Below are 17,833 nucleotides of genomic sequence, written 5' to 3' on the forward strand. Positions count from 1 at the left end.
GTGTGAATACTCACTTTTACGCAGAATCTACTGAGTCTTTAGCAAGTCTAAAAAGAACGCGTATTCAAGTGCGTCTTCTTTTAATCGCTTAAATCGACCAGAAGCGCCACCGTGACCGGCTTCCATATCGGTTTTGAACAGCAGCACGTTGTTGTTTGTTTTCATCTCACGCAGCTTCGCCACCCACTTCATGGGTTCAAAGTATTGTACTTGTGAGTCATGCAAGCCTGTTGTTACCAACATGTTCGGGTAGCTTTGAGCCTTCACATTGTCATATGGTGAGTAACCTAGCATGTAATCGTAATAGGTTTTATCGTTCGGGTTGCCCCATTCGTCATACTCGTTGGTGGTAAGAGGAATCGATTCGTCAAGCATGGTTGTGACAACGTCCACAAACGGAACATGTGCTCCGATGCCACAGTACAGTTCTGGTGCTTGGTTGATGATTGCGCCCATCAATAGACCGCCAGCAGAACCACCAACGGCGAACACTTTATCTTGTGCGCCGTAGCCTTCTTCAACTAGCCCTTTGGTTACATCGATAAAGTCGTTGAACGTGTTTTGCTTGGTTAGCTTTTTGCCGTCCTCATACCAAGGGCGCCCGAGCATCTCTGAACCGCGGATGTGAGCGATCGCAAAAACAAAACCTCTATCCAGTAGGCTTAGGCGAGTTGAGCTGAAGGTAGGTTCGATCGTAGATCCGTAAGAGCCATAGCCGTATTGGTAGATTGGGTTAGTGCCGTCTTTCTTGAATAAATCTTTGCGATAAACCAGAGAGACAGGTACTTGCTTACCATCGCGAGCCGTTACCATAATTCGCTCTGATTGGTAGTTATCCGCTTCGAAATCACCCAATACAGGTGTTTGTTTCATGACTTCGGATTCTCCTGAACTTAGGTCGAAATCATAGTAAGTACCTGGTGTGGTTAAGCTGCTGTAATAGACGCGAACTTTTGAGTTATCTAATTCATAGTTACTTGTTAGGTAAGCAGCAAAAGCAGTGTCGTTAAATTCAAGTGGGAACTCTTTCCCTGTTGAGAGTTGACGAACTTTCACTGTAGACAAGCCATTCGCACGTTGCTCGTAAACCAGATGGTCATCAAACAGCTCGAAGTCAACAAGCTGAGTATTCTCGTCAGCAGGAATGACATCGACCCATTTAGAGCGGTCATGCATCTCTTCAGCAGTGACTTTCATTAAACGGAAGTTGACCGCTTGGTAGTTGGTGTAGATGTAGTAACAATCACCTAGCTTAGCGATGCTGTACTCGATACCCGTTTCTCGTGGGTAGAAAGCTTCAGCTTTAGCGTTTGGGTTGTTGGCATCTATGACTGAAACACCGCTGGTTTCTGTACTCGAGTGCCAAATGTAGACCTGTTCACCATCTTTGCTTTTACTTAAAGAGGTGTAATAAGCGCTATCGGCTTCTTCGTAGATTAGCTCATCGCTTGTTTGAGGTGTGCCTAACACATGGCGGTAAACTTGATAACCAAGTAATGTTTGTGGATCTTTTTTGATGTAGTAAAAGGCTTGGTTGTCGTTTTGCCATGCAATAGCGCTCGAAGCTCCTTCAATTTCATCTGTTAGGTATTCACCTGTCGTGAGGTCTTTAATCTTGATGGTGTAAATACGGCGGCTCAGCGTGTCTTCGCCATAGGCCAACAAGTTTTCGCTTGGGCTGATCGTTAAGCCACCAATACTGAAAAATTCATGGTCTTTTGCTAGTTCGTTAACATCTAAGATGACTTGCTTGTCTGTACCTAAAAAGTCATTTTCACGCAAGTGAACTGGGTATTCGTTGTCACCTGTGACTTCATTCGAGTAGTAGTAGCTGCCTTTGCGAACTGGAACCGAATGGTCGTCTTTTGCGATTCGGCCTTTGATCTCTTCAAATAACTGTTCTTGTGATGCTTCAGTGTGTTTCAGCACGGCCTCTGCGTACTGGTTTTCTTGCTCAAGATGCTGCAAGATCTCTGGGTCTTGGCGCTCATCATCACGCATCCAGTAATAACCATCGATTCGGGTATCACTATGAATCGTCATTGCATGAGGGACTTTCTTAGCTACGGGAGCTTGGGTTTGATGTGCGATGAGTTGCGATGGAGAGTTGTGGTCCATGGTTGTTATTCCTTGATTGCTGCATCCGGCGACAAGTGCGGCCGATACGGCTAATGTGGTTAAAGCGAAACGCATCTGTATATCCTATTGTGTACCTTACTCGTTTTAATGCCAGCATCCTTTAGTGGTTAGTTTTCTTCCAGTGATGTTATTTATAATGGGATTCTGGATTGGTACTTTCAGCGTAAGTGTCTGTTATTGTTTTCAATAAATCAAAGTAATGTTTAATGGAATCGATGGTAGATGTGAGCTGGGGGAAACGTGCAATGAAAAAGGGACACACTTTTCAGTCTGTCCCTCTTCGTTGTTTGAGCTGAGGTAGAGTTTACTTTAGATAGCCAATGGCATTTCGTTTGAATGGTCAGGTTTACGATTAACCCAACGTAAACCAAGCATGGCGATGAATGACATTGCAATCATCAAGCAACCGAGCGGAAGTTGGTCTTGAGCTGGGAAGAACGAGGCCAGTAGTGTTGCGATGCCAGCACCTAGATTTTGCATACCACCCAAAATTGCACCTCCAGTACCTGCGTGGTACGGGAATGGCGAAAGCGCCCCTGTTGTTGCCGCCGGGAATAAGATACCAGCGCCCAAAAAGTAAATCGTAGCACCACCGATCAAAGTTAATGCTGTTGTTTGACTAAATAGACCTGGTATCAACACCACGGTAGACCCTACCAAGATAGCAACTAGTCCAACATTCAGAGCGCGGCGCTCACTGCTACGTTGTGCGATGTAACTGGATAGGCCAGCACCGACTAAGTAACCTGGAATGGGTAATACAAACAACAAGCTTACTGTGGTTGCTGGCAAGCCAAGTACTCCGCCAAGTAATACACCTGCCGCAGCTTCAAATACCGCTACACCTGCAAATGTTGCGACCAATACCAATAAGAAACCTTGGAAACGTTTGTCAGATAGAACGAACTTGTAGCTGTTGGCAACCGATTCATGTTTGCGTCGTTCTTTTGGCAGAGTTTCCATCATGCTCGTCATCATGGTGATCACCACTGCGATACCAAACAGCGCCAGGAACAAGTAGCTAGAACGCCAACCGAAAGCTTCTGTTAAGTACCCACCTAATACAGGAGCCATCAATGGTGAGAAAATCACACACATGCTAATTAAGCTGTTTGCGCGGTGCAGTTCTGCGCCTTCAAAACAGTCGCGAGTCAATGTACGAGACATCGCACCACCACAACCGATGCCCAAACCTTGTATAAAGCTACCTGCTAAGAACCATTCATATTCGTGAGCAAACAATGCCACCAAAGTACCGATGATGTAGATGATCAAACCGACAACGATGATTGGTTTGCGACCTAGGCGATCAGAAAGTGGACCGTATGCAAATTGCGACAGACCATAAGGGATCAGGTAGCACGCCATCACAGCTTGAAGCGAAGATGCTGAAACCAAGAACTCACCCGCCATATGACCGATAGAAGGCACGTACATCGTTTGAGTCATTTGACCCACGGCAGTCAGAATAGCGATTAAAAAGGTAAGTTTCGCTAATGGAAACGTGGCGGACATTTGCGTATCTCTCCAAAAATTAGGACGTAAAAAGCCTTGGCGTTCCATTAAGGAGAGCCAAATAAGTAAAGTAACCTGGGAATCTAGGCGCGAGATATTAGAGATTGAGCGTCTACTTAGCAACCAAAAAGTGTGAAGTTGATCAAGATAAAAATCTATAGCTTGGATTATAAAAACTAATCCGATTTTATTGGGGTTATAAAATAATAAGGAGTCATTGGCTTCCTTAAAATGTTGCATTACTCTGAATCAATTTGCGTTATTCATGACCGGAAGCGTAGGCACAAAGAAGCCTAAGTCTGACAAGCTGAAAGCTCTTGAAATCAAAGCAATAACAGACAAAGTACACGATTTATTAACATTTCTATAAACTTTCGTTTTATATGCACGTAATTTGTGCTGTAATTATCCGCTAAGCTATTCGTCTAACTCATTCACATTGTGCATAGCAGTTTGTTACTAATGTGATGGTTACGGTTATGGAAGTCTTTTGGCTTAAATAAGGATATTAAATGCGCTCTCTATCAGTACAGTGGAAAATAACCCTCTTAGCAGGTTGTTGTTTAATCATTACGTCACTGTCTCTCATTGGTTTCTCGATCTACAACGCGACGAGCAATCAACAGGTCATAAAATCTCAAAGCTCAGAATCGGTGATTAACAAAACTCAACAGTTGTTGGCATCCGTTTCTCAGCTTAATGCTCAGGAAACTCAACGTTATGTCGATGAAGCTATTTATCGAGCAGAAATGTTGGCTTCTAGTGCTCAGTTTCTAAAGAACAACGCAGACGAAAACTTTACCCCAAGTGAAGAGCTTCGTACTGCGTTAGATGAAATGGTTCGTCGTTCTGTTTTGAACTTTGATTCTATTCAAGGAGCTTACCTAGTCTTCAAGCCCGATTTACTTGATGCTGAAGATGCGAATTATGTCGATGCGGATTATGTCGGCTCGAATGAAAGAGGGCGTTTTGCTCCTTATTGGAAGGTCGCAGATAATGGCGAGAACGTTCTTCCAAACGTGTTATCAGAATCAACATTGAGTGATAACAGCAATAGCGAACGCTTTTTCTGTCCTTTGTCATCTGGCCAAACGTGTATTAGTACGCCAAGAGTTGTGAGTAGCGTTGGTCAAGAACTGCTTACGTCTTCGATTTCGGTGCCTATCATCGTTGATGATGTGGCGATTGGTTTCTTGGGCATCGACTTAAGGCTCGATGGTTTGACCAATGTTGTCACTCAATCGGATCAAAGCTTGTTTGAAGGTGCAGGGGCGGTTTACGTCGTGAGTTTAGATGGTTCCGTTATCGCTTCTGATGATCAAAGTATTGCGGTTGGTTCGAGTTTTCAAAGCAACAATACAAGTAGCGATCTAATGACGGACTTTATCTTTGGTGGTGAAGTCACGACTCAATGGAGTGAGAATGGTGAGTGGTTACTCGCATTTGCACCTGTTGTTGCCGCCAACCAAACTTGGGGTGTGCTGTTTGAGATTCCAAGAGAGAGTGTGGTTGCTGACGCGAATCAATTGGATGCCATTATTAGTACTAAGCTAAGTGAAGGTATTAAGACTGAAGTGATTGCGGGTATTAGCTTTATTCTTTTCGGTCTAGCGATCATCGCTTTTGCTTCACTGTCCATTGTTAAGCCTATTCGACAGGTAGTTGAAAGACTGAACGATATTGCTTCTGGTGAAGGTGATTTAACGCAACGCTTGGAAGTGAAATCTCAAGACGAAATTGGTCAGTTGTCACAAGGGTTTAACCTGTTCTTAGACAAGCTTCAACACACTATTAAAGAGGTGATTCAGACCACTGAGCAAGTGGCGAGCACGACAAGCCAGGCGAAGGCCTCTGCATCAAGTACTCGTGAAAGTAGTGAGTCTCAGTTTAAAGAAGTGGATCTTGTGGCGACCGCGGCAGAAGAGATGACTCAGACTTCGGGCTTAGTGGTACAAAATGCTGAAATAGCCGTTGATGCCGCTTGTGAAGCGAATCGTTCTGCTCAGCAAGGCCAACAGGTTATCGAACTTTCTGCCGGTGAAATGAGAAAGCTGGTGGATCGTATGTCGAGCGCCGTGCCTATTGTTGAAGAGTTGGCTAAAAATAACGGTAACATCACTGAGATCTTAAGTGTGATTGAAGGGATCTCTGAGCAAACCAACTTACTGGCATTGAATGCGGCGATTGAAGCGGCTCGTGCAGGTGAGCAAGGTCGAGGTTTTGCCGTCGTTGCTGATGAGGTAAGAAACCTCGCAAGTCGCACACAGTCATCGGTTGGTGAAATCAGAACCGTGATCGACAAGGTCCACGCGGGCACTCAAGATGTCGTTGAAGCGATACAAGAAGGTAATATTCTCGCTAACGACACGGCATTACATGTTCAAAAAGCGGTCGAAGATCTGGGTTCGATCTTTACTTCTATAGAAGCGATCAGTGATATGAACAACCAGATCGTGAGAGCGGCAGAAGAGCAACAATCGGTTTCCGGTGAAGTGAACCAAAGTGTCGTTAATATCCGTGATTTGAGTGCGAAGATCTTGGATCAAGCCGCAGCTTCTGAACAAGTGGGTAGCGAAATTGATCAACTGTCCCAACAGCAGCAGAAATTGGTTAATCAGTTCAAGGTTTAGCCTAGTTGTTCACTGTATAGCTTTTAAGCTTAGTTAACAATTGAATAGAAAAAGGGACAAATGAAGATTTCATTTGTCCCTTTTATTTTTCTTGGGCTCCAAGGCTCTAGGGCTTGGCGATATCCGCGAAACCGATTAACGATGTTAGTCTTCGATAAACCAGTAACCTTTATTCACCAATTCCGTCACGACGGTTACACCTGAAGGAGAAAGATTAGTTGTTGAGTTAATTACCGAATCATCACACAGTACGTTTAGTAGCGAAGAATCAGCCTGTTCAACTTTAACGACTTCCCCATTGATGTAAGCTGTGTTGCTTTCATTCTCATGGTAGAGCGCTTTTAAGCCCGATACTCGACAAATCTCGCCTTCTGACTCTAAGTGCTGAGCGATCTCTTCTTCTGTCCATAATGGCTCAGGAGCGACGATATCAAGCTGGTGGCGTGATTGGCTTAGCAAACACCCCATGAATTCGCTGATGGTTTCAGGTTGCTCTAGTGCAGATTTCAACATGTCAGTTAGATTGCTTAAATCCGATGAACGAATCTTGCCGTAACCATCTTGCGTTTTGAATTCTGGATCGTGAAGATGAACGTCACCCATATCATGAGCAAGTACAAAATCGGCGAAGTTGCTGATTAGCTCTTGTTCTTTAGGGGAGCGATAGCCAATAGAGTAACTCATTGACGGCTCTAACGTGTTGCCTTCATGCGGGAAACCCGGTGGGATATAAAGGATATCGCCCGGCTCTAAAGTTTCATCAATGATCGGTTCAAAACCTTCGATTTGACGAAGTGCAGAAGCTTGGACTGTCTCTTTGTATTGGCCGACATCTTTCGTGCCAACCTTCCACTGACGTTTACCTTGGCCTTGAATGATGAATACGTCATATTGATCAATATGGGGGCCTACGCCGCCTTCTGGTGCTGAGTAGCAGATCATTAGGTCGTCGAATAACCAGTTTGGTAAAGCTTGGAACGCTTCAGTCAGCTTATTGGCACCTTGATGCCAGTGGTTAGCCGCTTGAACGATCAATTGCCAATGTGTTTCAGTGAGTTCGCCAAATTTCTCTTCTGAGAATGGACCATGTTCTGCTGTCCATTGGTTGTTGAGGTTAGAGACAAAGCGAGAATCCACTTCTTCTTCCATCGATAAACCAGCAAGTTCTTCCGGCGAAATTGGGTCGATGAAGTTTTGGAAGCCACCTTTCAAGATGGTTGGTTTTTTATGCCAGTAGTTTTCAAGAAACTCGGGCATAGAAAAGCTAAGTTGGTACATGTGAATCCTGTATGTTTTTATGCTAGATGCTAGATGCTAGATGCTAGATGCTAGTTTGGCTTGTAAATCTTGTTGGACAATCTTAATTGCTTCTAACGCAACCTTTGGGTCGATTTCGTTGCTTTCGAGCAGATAGATCAGGTCGACAGCTAACTTAACTTCTTCTGGGGCGTTATCCAGTGGTGATGATGGGTTATCAGTGTTCATTTCGCTTGGGGTTCTCTAAGTTAATCAGTCTCTCAATATTTTTCATTGAGTCTTCGCAGCGTTCTAATCGTTCTTTTGCTAATTGCCAAGCCTCGTCCGCTTTTTTCTTACTGTGGCGAGGCGCAGAATCAAACGCTAACTTGCGTACTCGTACTAAATCAACCAGTCGCTTTTGCCAATCTTGGTGCTGAGCGAGTTCGTTGTATAGGTCGTTAAGGTTTTTTCCTGACTTACTTTTTCGATCTAACCTTAAATCATGGTTGGCTAGTTCTCTTTGGATTGCAGCTATCTGATTAGTGAGTTTTTCTGTCAGGTAGTTGGCCCGAGAAGCAGTAAGTTGGTTTGTCGCTTGTTCTCGAACAATAGTGTTGTACGTTGCCTGAGTTTCGAGTGCGTAGGGCAGTAAAATAGAAGAGCTGCACTTAAACAAGGTTCTATCGAACAAGGCTTGATGATAAGCCCCTCGAGATTTATCAACCTGCGAGCAATGGCCAATTAAGGTATCAATGACGCTTTTTAATTTAGAGAAGTGATTCATTTTACTTACCTTGGGCGACTGGGCTATAAGGTTACAAACCAAGCTTCGTAAGCCAGCTTAATCGCAAGTACGCTTACAACAGTAACAAAAACAGGTCGTATAAATGTAGCACCGAAACGAATAGCAGAATGTGCCCCAACAAATGCTCCAGCCATCAAACAAAGACCCATAGTTAAACCAAGAACCCAATCAATATGACCAAGAATTGCGAAGGTAACCAAAGACGTAAAGTTACTGGTAAAGTTCATGGCTTTAGATAGACCTGAAGCAAGTAAGATATTGAGACGATAAAGCGCCATCGAGCTCACAGTCCAAAAAGCGCCGGTTCCTGGGCCAGCAACACCATCATAAAAGCCGAGAATGAATCCTTGGTACTTTTGCTTTCTCTTGAGTACCGGGCACGGTTTAGGAGACACATTATGGCTCACATCTGGAGTCTTATGAAAAATGGTATAGACCGCTGCTGCAAGAATGACTAGCGGTAATACCTTCTCTAACCACTCTGTGCTTATGGCATCAACAGTCAGGGTGCCGATTGTTGCACCTATTAAAGTAGATATGAAAGCATTGACCCAACATTCAGGTTTGAACAGCTTCTTGCGATAGTAAGTAAAAGCGGCTGTTGATGAGGCGAATGTTGCGGCCAGCTTATTAGTGCCGAGTGCAATGTGTGGCGGTAAACCAAGCGATAGCAAAGCTGGTACAGTTAACATCCCTCCGCCACCGGCGACAGCATCAATAAAGCCTGCAGCAAATGCAACCAAGGCAAGTATGACCAACATGGTTGGCTCAATCATTTCCATAAATAGCTAGTGTTCTCGTTATCGGCCGTTCGGGCAGCCACATGAAGAATCGAGGGATTAGTCATGCTGGGTTGTGAATGCAAGGGCCTAGCGATGGCAGGCCCATAACTACCACGAGGGTAGGAAAATTAGTATTTTATTGTTCTTTTAAAAGGCGGTAGCGAATCGAGTAGGGACTTTCCGTATCGCTTCGTGACTATGCGTCTATCAAGGATCGTGACTTTACCAGAATCTCGTTCTTTACGCAGCAATCTACCCACAGATTGAATAAGCTTTTTACTCGCTTCTGGAACAGTAATCTGCATAAAAGGATTACCGCCACGAGATTCAATATATTCTGAATGTGCCCGCTCTACAGGAGAGGTAGGAACACCGAAAGGGATCTTGGTAATAACAAGGTTTTCAAGCAGCTCGCCAGGCAGATCAAGACCTTCAGAAAAGCTACCCGTTCCAAAAAGAACGCTGGTTTTACCTTGGTCTATGAGCTTTTTATGTTTTTTTAGGATTTCAGTTCGTGAGGTATCCCCTTGAACCTGTAACGCCCACGACTTTTTAACGAAATCTGTTGCCAAAGCCTCGGCCACTTGGTTCATTTGCCAATAAGAAGAGAATAGAATGAGATTGGCTTTGTTGTCTTCTATTACCTTAGGCAAAATTTCAATAAGATATTCGGTAAACTGAGGTGCTTGTGGTTCGTACTTCATTGCAGGTACCACTAATTCAGCTTGGTTCTGATAATCAAACGGCGATGCCAAAGCAAGAAATTGTACGCCATCTTCTGCTTTTTGGCTGATACCTGATTGATGACAAAAAAAGCTGAAAGAGTTGAGTGCTCTCATGGTCGCAGATACTAACACTGCACCAACACAACGACTCCAAATCTGTTGGTCCAGTTGCCAACCGACTTCTAATGGTGAGACATTAACAACAAAGTCTCCCTCGCTTTCTTTGCTTAATTCAAGCCAACGAGCCAAAGGCGCCCCTTTTTCTCTCTTAGGTTCAGCCATTAATCGCCATACTTGAGCAAGGTTTTCTGTTCTTTGTATATAGAAGCCAATTTCTGCAAGCGCAGGCTCTGCAAGCTTTGCTGAAAGCTCTCCGTCTTTAACTCGTTCTGCAATCAAGTCTGCAATTTTTGCTACGGCTTGGCTCGCCTTTTGCGTTAATTGTTTGAGATCTTTCGATTCGCTTTCTAACCATTCAGGTAAGTCACCATGCTCGAAGCGATACAAGCCATCTTCGAAGTGGCTAGCGTCAAACTGTTTGCTCATTTGAGTCAGAGTCGGGATCAGTTGTTGTACTGAGTCTTGCAACTCATTTCTAAATCTATGAACACGTTTCTCGTCTGCTAGCCCCGAAAGCTTAGTGATCGATTGATTCAAACGCTCTAACCAAGAGGCAGCACCTTTTAAGCTTGCGGCAGCAGAGGAGTGATCTCTCGCTACGTGTGGCAAGTGGTGAGCTTCATCAAATATATAGATGCTATTTTCTGGTTCTGGCAGTATCACACCGCCGCCTAGGTCCGCATCAGCCATCACTAAACTGTGATTGGCGATAATCACGTCTGCTTTATCTAGCTCTGAACGTGCTTTTTGGAAAGGGCAGTCTCTGTGCGTAGGCATACTGTTGTTACAGCTGTGCTTATCACTGACAATCATCTGCCAAATCATGTTGTCGATAGGTTTTGGCCACGAATCACGGTCGCCATCCCATTTACCTTGGGTGAGGCTGCGGTACATGGTTTGCAGTTGCTCGATGTCTTTCTTTTTTGGTTTGGAATCGAACATGGCCATTTGACCACCATCAACCCCACACGCAGCGGCCAACTTCTCTGTACAACAATAACGCTGTCTTCCTTTCGCTAAGATGAAAGAAAACTCTCTATCAGTAAGTCGTCTATATAGAGGGAGATCTTTATTGACGAGTTGTTCTTGTAGCGCAACGGTCGCTGTTGAAATGACGATTTTACGATTGTTGAGCACGGCGACAGGAATTGTTGCCATTAAATAAGCCAGTGACTTCCCGATCCCGGTACCTGCTTCAGCAACAATCATGCGATTACTTTTGTGGTATTGACCACAAAGTGTCTTCGCTATTTCTGCAACAAGGTAATTTTGAGCACGTCGAGGTACAAAGTTATCCAACTGATCTTGGAGGTTTTGATAACTGGTGCGTATAGAATTTTGAATTTTAGTAGTTAGCATACTGTGACCTACGTAACGGAGCGAGGATAGTAGCACATATCACTAGTCGGTACATTTACCGCAAAATAGCTTGCTTTTGAATCAAAGGTAGATCTCGTTCACAAAAAAAAACTGAACCTTCAGGAACTTAACGATTTTATTTATGTTACGAAATATATATATTAAAAAATCGCACGATGCAGGTGTTAAGTTCTGTGAATCACGATTTAAACCTAAATGAGTGGAGTATTATACTTAATTGTTCTTTATTTGGGCTATTATATTTCCCTTTAAATTTAAGGGTAAGTTGCTCGTAAAATGATGAAAAAAAATGTAAACCTATGATTTTTATGTATTTTTGTTTTTTTTAGGTTTGTTTTTAGTTTATTTGACACGCAGGATAATCTTTTGCAATCTAGACCACGAAATTTAGTGGCGGTGATTAACTACCAAAGAGTAGTAATGACCAGTCATAAAAAATAAAAGGGAACCGGGCAAGGATCTCCCATTCTTAGAAAAGGCAGTGGATTTATTATGAAAAAGACTCTATTAGCTCTAGCAGTTATGACAGCAGCTGGTTCTGCAAACGCAGCAATCGAAATTTACAACCAAGACGGCGTTTCTGTTGACCTTAAAGGCGACATCGAAGTTGTATACAGCAACGAGTACAAAAAAGGTTCTTCAATGGAACAAAAAATCGAAGATGCTGACTTCGGTTTTGATATCAAGTACATGGTAAACGAAGAGTGGAAAGTAGGCGCTTACTGGGAATTCAACGGTTCTGAGAACGCAAATGCTGAAAAAACTCGTAACGGTGATACATACGTAGCAGCATACAACGATACTCTAGGTTCAATTAAGTTTGGTCGCCTATGTACTGCTGTTGATGATCTAGGCATTGGTAAAGATGAAGCTTACGGCATCTCTACACTTCTAGATAATGCAACTAACGAGTGTGCTGACGAAGCTGTTCGTTACGACTACGACAATGGTGCTCTTTACGCAACTCTAGGTTACGTACAAGACAAAGTAAGTGGCGCAAACAACAAAGAAGAGAAAGGTAAAGATACTGAGTACTTCGACGCTCGTATGGGTTACCGTTTTGCTGATTTTGATATTTCTGCTTTCGTTGCTGATTTCGACACAAACGTGGCAAAAGGCGATCACCAAGGTTACGGTGCTGAGCTAGTATTCTCTGGTATCGAGAACGTTTACCTATCTACAGCATACTACGGTGTAAACTCTGATACAGCGAACGATGACAACGCAACAATCGCATTTGCTGCGGGTTACACTATGGGTCTTTGGGGCTTCAACACTGGTTACTCAATCGGTGACCACGATGTAGCTCTTAAAGACGAAGATCGTTGGTTCGTTAACTCTACTTACGCAATCGCACCTAACACTAAAGTGTACGCGGAAGTTGGTGGTATCGATTCAGATGATAAAGCTACATACAAAGCTGATAACGGTCTAGCAATTGGTGTTGAAGCATCATTCTAATGATCTCGTAATCGAGTTTTAGAAAAAAAGCCACCTTAGGGTGGCTTTTTTGTTAGTATAAAGAGTAGTTTATTCGATTTGAAAGAGAGACATGATGAAGAAAGCATTACTAGTTTTAGGTTTATTTACAACTGTTATTGGCAGTGTAAGTGCGGCAACCCTAACGCCTCAGAAAGGCGTATCTATCCTATACATTAATGGTCAAGCAGCTCCGAATAAAATCAGTGAAAATCAGATTAATGAAGGTTTTAACCAGGTTTTAGTTCGCTTTGATAAAAAATTTGGTAACAGCGGTGTTTACTCTTCGGCACCTTATGTATTGAATTTTGATGTTACTGGTGAAGAGGTTGAAATTAAGGCTCCAAAAGTACGTAGCTATATGGAAGCGGAGAAGACCTTTGAAGCTGTGAATCCATCATGGGTAGTTTTTCAGGATGATGTGACTGTTAAATATCAGCAAGATGTTATTGAACGCAAACCCGGTTTTGCGCCATTTGGCGGGCTAGAGTCTCGACTGGCTGAGTACAATGCAAGTAAGGCAGTCTATTTTAAAGATGGCGTGTTACTTGATAAGCCAGCTGAAGCGGTAGTATTAACTTCTGTGGTAGATAATACGACAGCACAGACAAGCGGCAAAGCTCAGAAACCAGTGAAACTGGCTGAGACTCAGAATATTGAGCAATTGCAGGCTTGGTACATCAAAGCTTCTAAGCAAGAACGTAAAGAATTCCGTAAATGGATGATTGACCAAGAGTAATCAATCTTCATCTACAAAAAAAGCGAGACTAATAAGAGTCTCGCTTTTGCTATATTAGTACTTTTTCTGTATCAGTAACAGCTAAATATCTTTCCATTCACCTGGCTGAAGCTGACCCACATCCATATTGCCCATTGAGTAGCGGATTAGACGCAGGGTAGGGAAGCCTATGTTTGCCGTCATTCGTCTTACCTGACGGTTACGTCCTTCGATGATGGTAATCGCTAACCATGTTGTTGGTATCGCCGCTCTGAAGCGCACAGGAGGAGTTCTTTCCCAAACCTGAGGTTCTTGCATCACTTCTACTTCTGCAGGCAATGTCATACCATCTTTTAGCTCAACACCTTTTCTCAATTTATCTAAATCTTTCTCAGAAGGCGCACCTTCAACCTGTACCCAGTAAGTCTTGGTCGATTTTGAGTTCGGCTGAGTCAACTTAGCTTGAAAGATGCCATCATTAGTCAAGACCAATAAACCTTCACTATCTCGATCTAAGCGACCAGCAGCATAAACATCTTTTACGGGAATAAAATCCGCTAGCGTTTTTCTACCTTCGCCATCAGTGAACTGGCTGAGAGTATCAAAAGGTTTGTTGAATAGAATCACTTTGCGATCTTCGGGCGCTACCTTAGGCTTTGCGTTGGTAGGTTTGCCTTTATATCGGTGTTTGCTGGAGTGCGGTTTTTTGTGTGAACTGCCAGTGTCATTTTTGCCACTGTGTTGATTCTGTCTATTACCGCTTTGTTTTAATGTGGTACCAGAACGAGCCGGTTTGTCTGAACGAGATGCGCTGCGTGAGCGAGTAGACATGTTAACTACCTTGCAAAAATGTAAACGAAGTGTGCCGAAAAGTTTTCATAGAAACGGAATTGAGCTATCATTTGCGCGCCTAAAAGACACAAAATAGAACAAGTTGATGGACTCTTAAGCCTGATTTGTTTAATTATACCTTCGTGTTTTATTATAACTGGCTCTTTTATTAAAACAATGCACTCACGGATTTGGCTCATGCTGTCATCAAGATTGCATGAAAAATAAGATAGAGTACGACTATCGAGTAAGCAGTTTTCACTCTCAGAGTGGCTTACTGGTCAATTTATAACACTCTCACTGCTTTAAGTGAGCTTGTAAGAACTATAGGGAAATTTCATGCCTACTGAAAAACCAACGATCATCTATACCATTACTGATGAAGCTCCGGCGCTAGCAACTTACTCTCTGCTGCCTATCATTCAATCTTTTACGGCTTCTTCTGGTATTAACGTTGATACTCGCGACATTTCACTTGCAGGGCGCATTATTGCCAACTTCCCTGACTACCTGAACGAAGAGCAACGTATTGGTGATGCATTAGCAGAATTAGGTGAGTTAGCTAAGACACCTGAAGCGAACATCATCAAGCTTCCAAATATCTCTGCATCTGTTCCTCAACTTCAAGCAACAATCAAAGAGCTTCAGTCAAAAGGTTACGCACTTCCTAATTACCCAGAAGAAGCAAACACTGACGAAGAGAAAGCCGTTAAAGCGACTTACGATAAAATCAAAGGCAGTGCTGTAAACCCTGTGTTACGTGAAGGTAACTCGGATCGCCGCGCTCCACTTTCTGTTAAAAACTACGCGAAGAAGAACCCACACTCAATGGGTGCTTGGTCTGCGGATTCTAAGTCGCACGTTTCAAGTATGGACGACAAAGACTTCTTCGGCAGCGAAAAGTCAGTAACAATTGAAGGTGCTACAGAAGTTAGCATTGAATTCGTTGGTAAAGATGGTGCGAAGAAAACTCTGAAGCCCGCTTTTGCATTGCAAGATAAAGAGATCATTGATGCGTCAGTGATGAACAAGGCCGCTTTGGTTGCGTTCTTCGAGAAAGAGATCGCATCAGCTAAAGAGCAAGGTGTACTGCTTTCTCTTCACATGAAAGCGACGATGATGAAAGTATCTGACCCTGTGATCTTTGGTCATGCAGTTAAGGTTTACTACAAAGACGTATTCGCTAAGCACGGTCAACTGTTTGAAGAGCTTGGTGTTGATGTAAACAACGGCATCGGCGATGTATACGCAAAAATTGCTGCGCTTCCTCAAGAGCAGAAAGAAGCGATTGAAGCTGACCTACAAGCGGTATACGAGACTCAACCACCACTAGCGATGGTTGATTCGGATCGCGGCATTACTAACCTACACGTTCCAAGCGACATCATTGTTGATGCATCTATGCCTGCAATGCTGCGTTCTTCAGGTCAAATGTGGGATCCAGAAGGTAAGCAAAAAGACACGAAAGCTATGATTCCTGATCGCAGCTACGCAAGCATCTACCAAGCAGTTATTGATTTCTGCAAAGAGAATGGTGCTTTCGATCCAACAACAATGGGTAGTGTACCAAACGTTGGCTTGATGGCTCAAAAAGCCGAAGAGTACGGTTCTCACGATAAGACTTTTATCCTTGAAGCTGCTGGTCAGGTTCAAGTTGTTGACGCTTCAGGCGTTGTGCTTCTAGAGCAAGACGTAGAGGAAGGTGATATCTTCCGTATGTGTCAGGTTAAAGATGCACCGATTCAAGACTGGGTTAAGCTAGCGGTAACTCGTGCTCGTGCTTCGGGTGTTCCTGCAGTATTCTGGCTAGACGCGTCTCGCGCGCATGATGCTCAGCTTATTAAGAAAGTTGACGCTTACCTTCCTGAATATGATACCGATGGTCTTGAAATTAAGATCCTTGCTCCTTTAGAAGCAACTCAGTACTCACTGGTTCGTATCAAAGAAGGCCTAGATACTATTTCGGTTACAGGTAACGTATTACGTGATTACCTAACGGATTTGTTCCCGATTCTAGAGCTTGGTACGTCAGCTAAAATGCTATCGATTGTTCCACTTATGAACGGTGGCGGCCTGTTTGAAACAGGTGCTGGCGGTTCTGCGCCTAAGCATGTTCAACAAGTAGAGAAAGAAAACCACCTGCGTTGGGACTCTCTTGGTGAGTTCTTGGCACTAGCGGCATCTCTAGAGCACCTAAGCGTAGTAACGGGGAATGCTAAGGCACAAGTTCTCGCTGACGCGCTTGATAAAGCGACGGGTGAATTCCTAGATAACAACAAGTCTCCTTCACGTCGAGTGGGTGAGCTTGATAACCGTGGTAGCCACTACTACCTTGCAGCATACTGGGCGAAAGCGCTGGCTGAGCAAACGGTTGACGCTGACCTTGCTGCTGAGTTCGCAGGTGTTGCAACTCAATTGGCTGAAAGTGAAGAAGCTATTGTTGCTGAGCTGAATAACGCTCAAGGTCCAGCTGGCGACTTAGGCGGTTATTACCTACTTGATGATGCATTGGTTTCATCACTAATGCGCCCAAGCTCAACGCTAAACGCATTTATTGACGCATAGTGATTGGACTCATCGTTAGTAAGTCATGAACATGATTTACTAACGAGTTGCTTGGTCTGGCAGTTAAGTCACAGATAAAGTCAAAACGAAAGACGCTTTAATGATAACGTTAAAGCGTCTTTTTTTATTCATAATGCTTCCTAGACCTAGACCTAGACCTAGACCTAGACCTAGACCTAGACCTAGACCTAGACCTGCTAAAGGGATCTCTCGGACGATTTGTACTGGTGAATAGCTTTTAGCTCTCAGATCGAAAAACCGCCCATTTAAGCCTGTATTACAGGTATGAAATGAGCGGTTTCAATGTTCTGCTTACCTGACAGTCGTTTATTAAGACTGATAGAGGTCTACATGTTTGGCAATCGCCTATTTTACGGCGCTGCCTTCTACAGGAACAACGGAGCTAGCATGGGAGCCTTTAGGTCCACTTTCTACTTCATAATCGACCTGTTGACCTGCCTTTAAGGTTCGATAACCTTCCATTTGTATTGTGGAGTAGTGCGCGAAAATATCGCCATCTTCACCTTCTGGACAAATAAAACCAAACCCTTTGGCATTGTTAAACCATTTTACTGTACCTGTAGCCATGCTATACATCCCTCATGCATTTTGTTACTAACGTTGTTATATCAAATCAATGTAAGTTCGATTGATATTATTCCTATCAACTAAACAATTTCAGCTGATAGCTTGAATCTCATACATTGCTTACGGAAATTAACGCTACCCTGCGTAATTATTCCTTATTATAAATTTTTAACGCTTATTACTAGGTTTAGAATCGTGTTACGAAGTTGTATCAGAAAAACCTTTTAGCTCCAATGTAGCTAATGATTGAGTACAGTCAATAGCAAATTGGTATAAAAATGATCAATTTTAATAACAAATCACATTCGAGATTGGCT

General features: G+C 43.4%; 13 protein-coding genes. 4 read left to right on the plus strand and 9 right to left on the minus strand.

The annotated features are described in order from the left end of the window. Positions 1–27 precede the first annotated feature (27 nt). Positions 28–2,118, minus strand: coding sequence for a S9 family peptidase (locus MED222_RS14600; RefSeq protein WP_009846324.1), 2,091 nt, complete (start codon positions 2,116–2,118; stop codon positions 28–30). 330 nt (positions 2,119–2,448) lie between these two features. Further along, positions 2,449–3,654 (minus strand): multidrug efflux MFS transporter EmrD, encoded by a 1,206-nt coding sequence (emrD, locus tag MED222_RS14595; RefSeq protein WP_009846325.1) that lies wholly within the window; start codon positions 3,652–3,654, stop codon positions 2,449–2,451. A 512-nt stretch (positions 3,655–4,166) separates the two neighbouring features. Here emrD and MED222_RS14590 point away from each other — a divergent pair. Continuing rightward, positions 4,167–6,284: a methyl-accepting chemotaxis protein gene (locus MED222_RS14590; protein WP_009846326.1), complete on the plus strand. Its 2,118-nt coding sequence runs from the start codon at positions 4,167–4,169 to the stop codon at positions 6,282–6,284. Between the two features lie 144 nt (positions 6,285–6,428). Here MED222_RS14590 and MED222_RS14585 read toward each other — a convergent pair whose 3' ends face one another. The 5 genes from MED222_RS14585 to dinG form a co-directional block, all read right to left on the minus strand. Next, the gene (locus tag MED222_RS14585; RefSeq protein WP_009846327.1) at positions 6,429–7,562 is read right to left on the minus strand and encodes a ribosomal protein uL16 3-hydroxylase; all 1,134 of its coding nucleotides are present in this window, start codon (positions 7,560–7,562) and stop codon (positions 6,429–6,431) included. Positions 7,563–7,598: 36 nt separating this feature from the next. Further along, positions 7,599–7,769: a pleiotropic regulatory protein RsmS gene (gene rsmS, locus MED222_RS14580; protein WP_009846328.1), complete on the minus strand. Its 171-nt coding sequence runs from the start codon at positions 7,767–7,769 to the stop codon at positions 7,599–7,601. After that, complete coding sequence (locus MED222_RS14575) at positions 7,759–8,307, minus strand: primosomal replication protein (protein ID WP_009846329.1); 549 nt, start codon at positions 8,305–8,307, stop codon at positions 7,759–7,761. The genes rsmS and MED222_RS14575 overlap by 11 nt, the downstream gene beginning before the upstream one ends. A gap of 23 nt (positions 8,308–8,330) precedes the next feature. Further along, on the minus strand, positions 8,331–9,110 hold the full coding sequence (locus MED222_RS14570; protein ID WP_009846330.1) for a sulfite exporter TauE/SafE family protein: 780 nt from the start codon (positions 9,108–9,110) through the stop codon (positions 8,331–8,333). A gap of 128 nt (positions 9,111–9,238) precedes the next feature. After that, the gene (dinG, locus tag MED222_RS14565; protein ID WP_009846331.1) at positions 9,239–11,314 is read right to left on the minus strand and encodes an ATP-dependent DNA helicase DinG; all 2,076 of its coding nucleotides are present in this window, start codon (positions 11,312–11,314) and stop codon (positions 9,239–9,241) included. Positions 11,315–11,827: 513 nt separating this feature from the next. On the opposite strand from dinG, the gene MED222_RS14560 reads away from it, so the two are divergent. Together MED222_RS14560 and MED222_RS14555 are read left to right on the plus strand one after the other, a co-directional pair. Next, positions 11,828–12,796, plus strand: coding sequence for a porin (locus MED222_RS14560; protein WP_009846332.1), 969 nt, complete (start codon positions 11,828–11,830; stop codon positions 12,794–12,796). Positions 12,797–12,890: 94 nt separating this feature from the next. Continuing rightward, positions 12,891–13,553, plus strand: a complete 663-nt coding sequence (locus MED222_RS14555) for a YccT family protein (protein WP_009846333.1) — start codon at positions 12,891–12,893, stop codon at positions 13,551–13,553. 81 nt (positions 13,554–13,634) lie between these two features. Here the strand turns inward: MED222_RS14555 and MED222_RS14550 are convergent, their stop codons facing one another. Then, positions 13,635–14,363, minus strand: coding sequence for a pseudouridine synthase (locus MED222_RS14550; RefSeq protein WP_009846334.1), 729 nt, complete (start codon positions 14,361–14,363; stop codon positions 13,635–13,637). 339 nt (positions 14,364–14,702) lie between these two features. Between MED222_RS14550 and MED222_RS14545 the strand changes: the two genes are divergently transcribed. Continuing rightward, on the plus strand, positions 14,703–16,928 hold the full coding sequence (locus MED222_RS14545) for an NADP-dependent isocitrate dehydrogenase (RefSeq protein ID WP_009846335.1): 2,226 nt from the start codon (positions 14,703–14,705) through the stop codon (positions 16,926–16,928). A gap of 366 nt (positions 16,929–17,294) precedes the next feature. On the opposite strand, the gene cspD is transcribed toward MED222_RS14545, so the two are convergent. After that, on the minus strand, positions 17,295–17,516 hold the full coding sequence (cspD, locus tag MED222_RS14540) for a cold shock domain-containing protein CspD (protein WP_009846336.1): 222 nt from the start codon (positions 17,514–17,516) through the stop codon (positions 17,295–17,297). Between the last annotated feature and the right edge of the window lie 317 nt (positions 17,517–17,833).

This window comes from Vibrio sp. MED222 (assembly GCF_000153005.1).
Lineage (GTDB): Bacteria > Pseudomonadota > Gammaproteobacteria > Enterobacterales > Vibrionaceae > Vibrio > Vibrio tasmaniensis_A.

Coding starts and splice junctions, on each gene's coding strand:
- MED222_RS14600 (WP_009846324.1), bottom strand. CDS start 2,118: ATGGACCACAACTCTCCATCGCAACTCATCGCACATCAAACCCAAGCT.
- emrD (WP_009846325.1), bottom strand. CDS start 3,654: ATGTCCGCCACGTTTCCATTAGCGAAACTTACCTTTTTAATCGCTATT.
- MED222_RS14590 (WP_009846326.1), top strand. CDS start 4,167: ATGCGCTCTCTATCAGTACAGTGGAAAATAACCCTCTTAGCAGGTTGT.
- MED222_RS14585 (WP_009846327.1), bottom strand. CDS start 7,562: ATGTACCAACTTAGCTTTTCTATGCCCGAGTTTCTTGAAAACTACTGG.
- rsmS (WP_009846328.1), bottom strand. CDS start 7,769: ATGAACACTGATAACCCATCATCACCACTGGATAACGCCCCAGAAGAA.
- MED222_RS14575 (WP_009846329.1), bottom strand. CDS start 8,307: ATGAATCACTTCTCTAAATTAAAAAGCGTCATTGATACCTTAATTGGC.
- MED222_RS14570 (WP_009846330.1), bottom strand. CDS start 9,110: ATGGAAATGATTGAGCCAACCATGTTGGTCATACTTGCCTTGGTTGCA.
- dinG (WP_009846331.1), bottom strand. CDS start 11,314: ATGCTAACTACTAAAATTCAAAATTCTATACGCACCAGTTATCAAAAC.
- MED222_RS14560 (WP_009846332.1), top strand. CDS start 11,828: ATGAAAAAGACTCTATTAGCTCTAGCAGTTATGACAGCAGCTGGTTCT.
- MED222_RS14555 (WP_009846333.1), top strand. CDS start 12,891: ATGAAGAAAGCATTACTAGTTTTAGGTTTATTTACAACTGTTATTGGC.
- MED222_RS14550 (WP_009846334.1), bottom strand. CDS start 14,363: ATGTCTACTCGCTCACGCAGCGCATCTCGTTCAGACAAACCGGCTCGT.
- MED222_RS14545 (WP_009846335.1), top strand. CDS start 14,703: ATGCCTACTGAAAAACCAACGATCATCTATACCATTACTGATGAAGCT.
- cspD (WP_009846336.1), bottom strand. CDS start 17,516: ATGGCTACAGGTACAGTAAAATGGTTTAACAATGCCAAAGGGTTTGGT.